This window comes from Synechococcus sp. H55.10 (assembly GCF_047502715.1).
Taxonomy (GTDB): Bacteria; Cyanobacteriota; Cyanobacteriia; order Thermostichales; family Thermostichaceae; genus Thermostichus.
In genome coordinates, this window is record NZ_JANSJJ010000098.1 from 1 (window position 1) to 5554 (window position 5554).

Genomic DNA, 5554 nt, shown 5'->3' on the forward strand with positions numbered 1-5554 from the left:
AAGTCTCTCGAACCACCCGCCCCCCGACGACTGCAACACAGAGATGCTATATGGCTGAGTGACGACCCAAGCGCTCCGCGCCGCTAGCGCGAACACCCCCGGCCCCTCTCCCTGAGGAACGACCCTCACCCCCGGCCCCTCTCCCTCAGGGAGAGGGGAGTTAGGGATCGACGCAACCAACCATTGGATGCCAGGATAAGCGGGTGCCAAGCCTTGGCGATGTCTCCTCAGTCCTCTCCCGGCCAGTCTCCTGGGGTGGCAAGTGGTCTGCCCGATCCCTTGCCCCCTCTTTCGACGCGACTAAAGGAAATTGCTGCGGTGTTCTTGCGGCTGGGATCCCTGGGGTTTGGCGGCCCACAAGCTCACATTGCCATGCAACACGATGAGGCGGTGATCCGGCGGGGCTGGATGAGCCAGGAGCAATTTGCCGAAGGGGTGGGCCTGTGTGAACTGTTGCCGGGGCCGGCTTCTACCCAGATGGGGATCTATGTTGGCTATGTGCGGGCAGGCTGGTTGGGGGCGGTGCTGGCGGGCTTTTGCTTCATCGCGCCGGCTTTTGTGATCGAGGTGATTTTTTCTTGGCTTTATTTTCGCTTTCAGGGGGTGCCACAGCTAGAGGGGCTATTTTTTGGGGTGGCCCCGGTGGTAATCGCCATTGTCTTGGCCTTTTGCTGGAAGCTGGGCCGCAAGGCGGTGCAAGACTGGAGCCGGGGGCTGATCGCGGTGGCGGCTTTTGCTCTGCTGCTAAGAGGGGTGAACATCCTGGTGTTGTTTGGGCTGGCGGCGCTGGTGGGGTTGGTGCTCTACGGGCCAAGGAGCCCTTTGCCAGGGATCCCAGCTCTGCTGCCGGGGCCGGTGTTGATGTTGGCCCAGACGGTGGGGGCCGCGGTTCCGCCAGAAACCCTAGCCGTGAGCAGCTTTTGGGGGCTGGAGCGCATTGGCACTTACTTCTGGCCTTTGACGCTGTTTTTTTTCAAGGTGGGCAGTGCCATCTTCGGGGGAGGGTTGGTGATCATTCCCTTCATCGCCGACGAAGTGGTGGATCAGTTGGGCTGGTTGACGCCAGCGGAGTTTTTGGATGGGGTGGCCATTGGGCAGTTTACCCCCGGCCCGGTGGTGCTGACGGCAGCTTTCATCGGCTACAAGGTGGCGGGGGTGTTGGGGGCGCTGACGGCGACGGTGGCGATCTTTGCCCCTTCTTTTGCCTTTATTTTGCTGGCAGCACCGCTGTTGCTGCGCATACGGCGCAACGCTTGGGTGAAGGGATCCCTGCAAGCCATCACCCCAACCGCGCTGGGGGCGGTTGCCGCAGCCACAGTGCCTCTGGCCCAAAAGGCGCTGCTACAAGAAACAACAGCAGCCTCGTTGATGGCCTTGGGGATCGGTGGGGCGGCCTTGATCGCCCTGCTGCGCTTCCGGCAGCCCACGTGGCTGTTGGTGATGGCTGGAGCGGGGTTGGGCTTGCTGGCCCGCAGCCTGTTGGCCTAGGTGCTTTTGCTTTGGATTCCTGGATCCCCTCTCTATTATGAAGAGAGCCTAACTCGCGCTTGCTGGGATTGACAGCGCTAACTTGCCTGGGGAAGCCCCCGGCCTTCCAGACGGCAGAACAGTTGCCGTATCAACAGCTCCCGTTGGCCCAGCGAGAGATGGGGGGCAAGGGTGCTTGGAAAGTGGGGCATGGCCAGAGTAACGCGATCCAGCAAGTCGGCGCGGCGGTGCTTTTGCTGGATGGCCCAAGCCCGCTGCACAAGATCTGCGGCTGTTCCCAGCTCCAGCCCTGCTCGTTCGGCCAGCCAAGCGGCCAATTGCTCCAAATCGGGGTCGAAGCGCAGCCGGTACATGTAGATCAGCATGCCAATCCCAAGCACTAGGCCTACAGCGCTGGCCACATAGGCAGCCTTGATGGAGGTTCCCGGCAGATAGGCCACCGCCGAGACGCGCAAGATTTCATAGGGGATGCGAATTAAGCTGTAGCCGACGACATAGGTCCAAACCCAGGTGCCATCTTTGAGTTTGGGAAAGCGCCAGAACATCCCCATCAAGAGGGCAAACAGAACCAGGTTGAGGACGCTTTCGTAGAAAAAGATGGGGTGAAAAAACTCAAACTGGCTGTATTGCGGCTCGCGGGCTTGGGGCGGGATGTACACCCGCAAGGGCCATCTGCTGTCGGGGAGAATGGGGGCCCCGTAGGCCTCGGAGTTAAAAAAATTGCCCCAGCGCCCGATGGCTTGGCCCAAAATTAACCCTGGCGTGAGCACATCGGCGTACTTCCAGCCGTTGATCCCGGTGGCGCGGCAATAGAGGTAAAGAGCAAGCGCGCCGGCCAGCACGCCACCGTGAATGATGATGCCTCCCCGCCAGATGGCGAAGGCCGAGAGGGGATCGTCCCTGAACTCCGACCAGTGGGTGAGGACGTAGTAGAGGCGGGCGCCCAGAAACCCGGACACCACCAGCCACAGGGCTAGGATCTCGACCCGTTCGCTGGCCTTGCCGGGCTCTTTCTCCAAATGGCGAGCCTCTGCCAGGGCTTTGGTCAGGAGCAGGCCGACCAACACGGCAATAGCCATCAGCAGGCCGTACCAGCGCAGCCCCAGCCCACCTACCAGAGGGGTTTCGGGGGGAAAACGGAAGACAAACTCTCCCGGTGAGCTGAAGGTAAGGCCCAGCAGACCTGCACTCCATGGATTCATCGACAACACCCTCTGCACCCCAAAATCCCCCAATTCAGTTCCAGCAGTCGGCTTCCATCAACCTCACCTGCCAGCAGGACGAAATCCTCTCCGGGTTCTTTGCTCCAGTTTTGAGCAGCCGTTCCCGCACCTCGATAGGGATCCATTCTTCCCGATCTTGCCACAGCAGCGATCCCCCTCAGGCTGCCCAGGCCATTCTTCTGGGGGATGTCGGCCTCAGTCGCGCTTCTAGTCCCGCAACACGTAGCCTACCCCGCGCACCGTCTGGATGAGGCGCTTCTCTCCTGGGCCTTCGATCTTGAGACGCAAGTAGCGGATATAGACCTCGATGATGTTGGAATCGCCCGTAAAGTCATAGCCCCACACATGCTCCAAAATCTGTTGGCGGCTGAGCACCTGGCGGGGGTGTTCCATCAAGTAGCGCAGCAGGTCGTATTCCTTGGCCGTCAGCTCCACCTGCCGCCCTCCCCGGCTCGCCTGCCGCGTCACTGGATCCAGCGTCAAATCCATAAACACCAACCGACCGTCACGGGATCCCTTGGGGTGCTGCAAATAGATCCGTATCCGCGCCAGCAACTCCTGAAGGCTAAAGGGTTTCACTACGTAATCATCCGCGCCGGCATCCAGCCCTGCCACCCGATCTGCCACCTCATCACCGGCGGTCATCAGTACCACGGGCACGCGGCTGCCCATCAAGCGCAGTTGCCGACAAACTTCCAACCCCGAGATCCCGGGCAACAGCCAGTCCAGCAGCACCAAGTCGGGGTTCTGGTCGCGGGCTGCCGCCAACCCTGCCGTGCCATCGCCGACCACACTGACCCGATACCCCTCATAGGTCAGCTCAGTTTCCAGGAAACGGGCCAGTTTGGCCTCATCTTCGATCACCAGAATGTGGGCTGAGGAGGATTCCGGTTCCGGCATATTCTCTCCTCAAAAGAAGAGGTGGGAAACTTGCTCACTGCCCACCAGCATACCCTAGCCGTAGGGATTGATAGTCGGGACCACCGAAAGCCTGCGCCAGTCTTGGGGAATCGCCTGGGGTTGATCCCAGAGAGGGCTTTGAGTTATCCAAAGGGCATCCCTGCACCTTATGGACTGCGGGCCATGTCGTCTCTACCCCCAATCGCATGGGAAAAACTGCCAGGCGCGAGGCTTTGGAACTGGCTCAGCTCATTCCCCCCAACCTTTGATCGCCTCCAACTTTGGCCTGGGCAGCAAGGTGGTGGTGAAAGCCCCCAAGTGGCTGTACGTGCCCAGGGTGAGATCCCGGAGATTGGCTTGTTCCTGGAGATGTGGCGCGGACAAAAAGCCAAGACCCAGACCAACTGGTTGCAGCGGTGGACTGCCGACGGGAATTTGTTTCTGGTGCGGGGGTTGGGTGGCGATGTGGGAGCGCATGGGTAGTAAAACCAAATGAAGCCAATTGTCTGTGAGGAGTTTTCCCAATGCCAGGAAAAGGAACAGCACCTAAAAGTGGTGACAAATTGGAGCAGCGAGTTGTTGCTCTAGCACAATCTCTTGGATTGAAGACACAAGCAAGAGTCAAAGCAGCACGAAGGCTGTGGGGGCAACAGCGCTATATTGATGTGGTCATTAGCGATGAGAAAAGCGGCAAACGACTAGGAGTAGAGTGTAAGTTTCAGGCGACGTCAGGTACAGCAGAAGAGAAGATCCCTGCAACCATTCAAGATATGGAGCACTGGCCTATTCCAGGGATCGTGGTGATTGATGGCGAAGGGTTCTCAAAAAACATGCAAGGATACCTGATGTCTACAGGGAAAGTGGTTTGGTTTAGCGATTTAGAAGATTGGCTACGTTTGTATTTTGGATTGTAACATGAGCGATTTGCTTCTTCCGCGACCCTTTCTAAAATGGGCTGGCGGCAAGACACAACTGACGGACGCCCTATTGGAGCGGATGCCCATCTATTTCAACACTTACCACGAGCCTTTTGTTGGGAGTGGTGCGCTTTTCTTTCGCCTGTACAGAGAACGCAAGATTAAACAGGCAATTCTTTCTGATATCAACGCCGAGTTGATAGATACTTACCTGGCTATTCGCGATCATGTTTGGGAAGTTATTCAACTACTTTCCGAATTTCCATACGATAAAAATTTTTATTACCAGATTCGAGAGAAAGATCCTTGGTCAATGAGTCTTGTAGAACGAGCTGCGCGCATGATTTACCTAAACAAGACAGGCTACAATGGTTTGTATCGCGTCAATCGGCAGGGAAGGTTTAATGTTCCTTTTGGACGATATAAAGCTCCAAAGTATCTGGACAAAGATAATCTTTTAGCCGCATCCCTTGCCCTACAACATGTTGAAATTTTGTGCCTGCCATTTGAGACAGTTGTCGAGAGAGCCAAGCCAGGCGACTGGGTGTATTTCGACCCGCCTTACGCTCCTGTCTCGCGAACATCCAACTTTACTTCCTATCATGCCAACGGCTTTGCCTTAAAGGATCAAGAGCGATTACGAGATATTTGCATTGACTTGAGCAAGAATAAGGTGTATGTTATACTTTCTAACTCTGACACTGCAATCATTCGCTCTTTGTACGCTATGCCCTTCTTTGCTGTTGATGAGGTTCAAGCAAACCGGGCTATCAACTGCAAGGGGGCAAAGCGAGGAAAAATTACGGAGCTAGTGATCACAAACTACCCTGTTGAAAGAACGGTGCAGCTATGCTTACTGGAGCAGGGGTTGCCTTATTTGAATGCCACCCAACAGGCGCCTGCCCCTGCTGCTGCTCCGCTGCGCTTCGGCGTCGCTCCTGAGGCAACAGACTAGTAGGTGCGCCCGCGCCAAGAGCGGGGGCGACTGAGGGCTGACAAGATCACCCGCAGGACAGCCAAGGGATC

General features: G+C 57.2%; 6 protein-coding genes. 4 read left to right on the forward strand and 2 right to left on the reverse strand.

Going from position 1 to position 5554, the window contains the following annotated elements; translation table 11 throughout:
* Window positions 1–219: 219 nt before the first annotated feature.
* Entirely contained in the window at window positions 220–1488 is a 1269-nt protein-coding gene (gene chrA / locus NW858_RS07445) for a chromate efflux transporter (protein WP_414520214.1), read from the forward strand.
* Window positions 1489–1565: 77 nt separating this feature from the next.
* Here the strand turns inward: chrA and lgt are convergent, their stop codons facing one another.
* The gene (gene lgt, locus NW858_RS07450) at window positions 1566–2690 is read right to left on the reverse strand and encodes a prolipoprotein diacylglyceryl transferase (RefSeq protein ID WP_414520215.1); all 1125 of its coding nucleotides are present in this window, start codon (window positions 2688–2690) and stop codon (window positions 1566–1568) included.
* Window positions 2691–2918: 228 nt separating this feature from the next.
* Window positions 2919–3611 carry a response regulator transcription factor gene (locus NW858_RS07455; protein WP_414333655.1) on the reverse strand — a complete coding sequence of 231 codons (693 nt, stop codon included), beginning with the start codon at window positions 3609–3611 and terminating at the stop codon, window positions 2919–2921.
* Window positions 3612–3929: 318 nt separating this feature from the next.
* Here NW858_RS07455 and NW858_RS07460 point away from each other — a divergent pair, with 318 nt between their 5' ends.
* The 3 genes from NW858_RS07460 to NW858_RS07470 are packed head-to-tail and all read left to right on the forward strand — an operon-like array spanning window position 3930 to window position 5483.
* Entirely contained in the window at window positions 3930–4094 is a 165-nt protein-coding gene (locus NW858_RS07460; protein WP_414520216.1) for a hypothetical protein, read from the forward strand.
* 41 nt (window positions 4095–4135) lie between these two features.
* The gene (locus NW858_RS07465) at window positions 4136–4525 is read left to right on the forward strand and encodes a PD-(D/E)XK nuclease superfamily protein (protein ID WP_414348152.1); all 390 of its coding nucleotides are present in this window, start codon (window positions 4136–4138) and stop codon (window positions 4523–4525) included.
* A 1-nt stretch (window position 4526) separates the two neighbouring features.
* Complete coding sequence (locus NW858_RS07470) at window positions 4527–5483, forward strand: DNA adenine methylase (RefSeq protein ID WP_414348155.1); 957 nt, start codon at window positions 4527–4529, stop codon at window positions 5481–5483.
* The last annotated feature ends 71 nt before the right edge of the window (window positions 5484–5554 follow it).

What these genes read in the sequence shown, in the direction of transcription:
- chrA (WP_414520214.1), top strand. Translation starts at nt 220, where the DNA reads ATGTCTCCTCAGTCCTCTCCCGGCCAGTCTCCTGGGGTGGCAAGTGGT.
- lgt (WP_414520215.1), bottom strand. Translation starts at nt 2,690, where the DNA reads ATGAATCCATGGAGTGCAGGTCTGCTGGGCCTTACCTTCAGCTCACCG.
- NW858_RS07455 (WP_414333655.1), bottom strand. Translation starts at nt 3,611, where the DNA reads ATGCCGGAACCGGAATCCTCCTCAGCCCACATTCTGGTGATCGAAGAT.
- NW858_RS07465 (WP_414348152.1), top strand. Translation starts at nt 4,136, where the DNA reads ATGCCAGGAAAAGGAACAGCACCTAAAAGTGGTGACAAATTGGAGCAG.
- NW858_RS07470 (WP_414348155.1), top strand. Translation starts at nt 4,527, where the DNA reads ATGAGCGATTTGCTTCTTCCGCGACCCTTTCTAAAATGGGCTGGCGGC.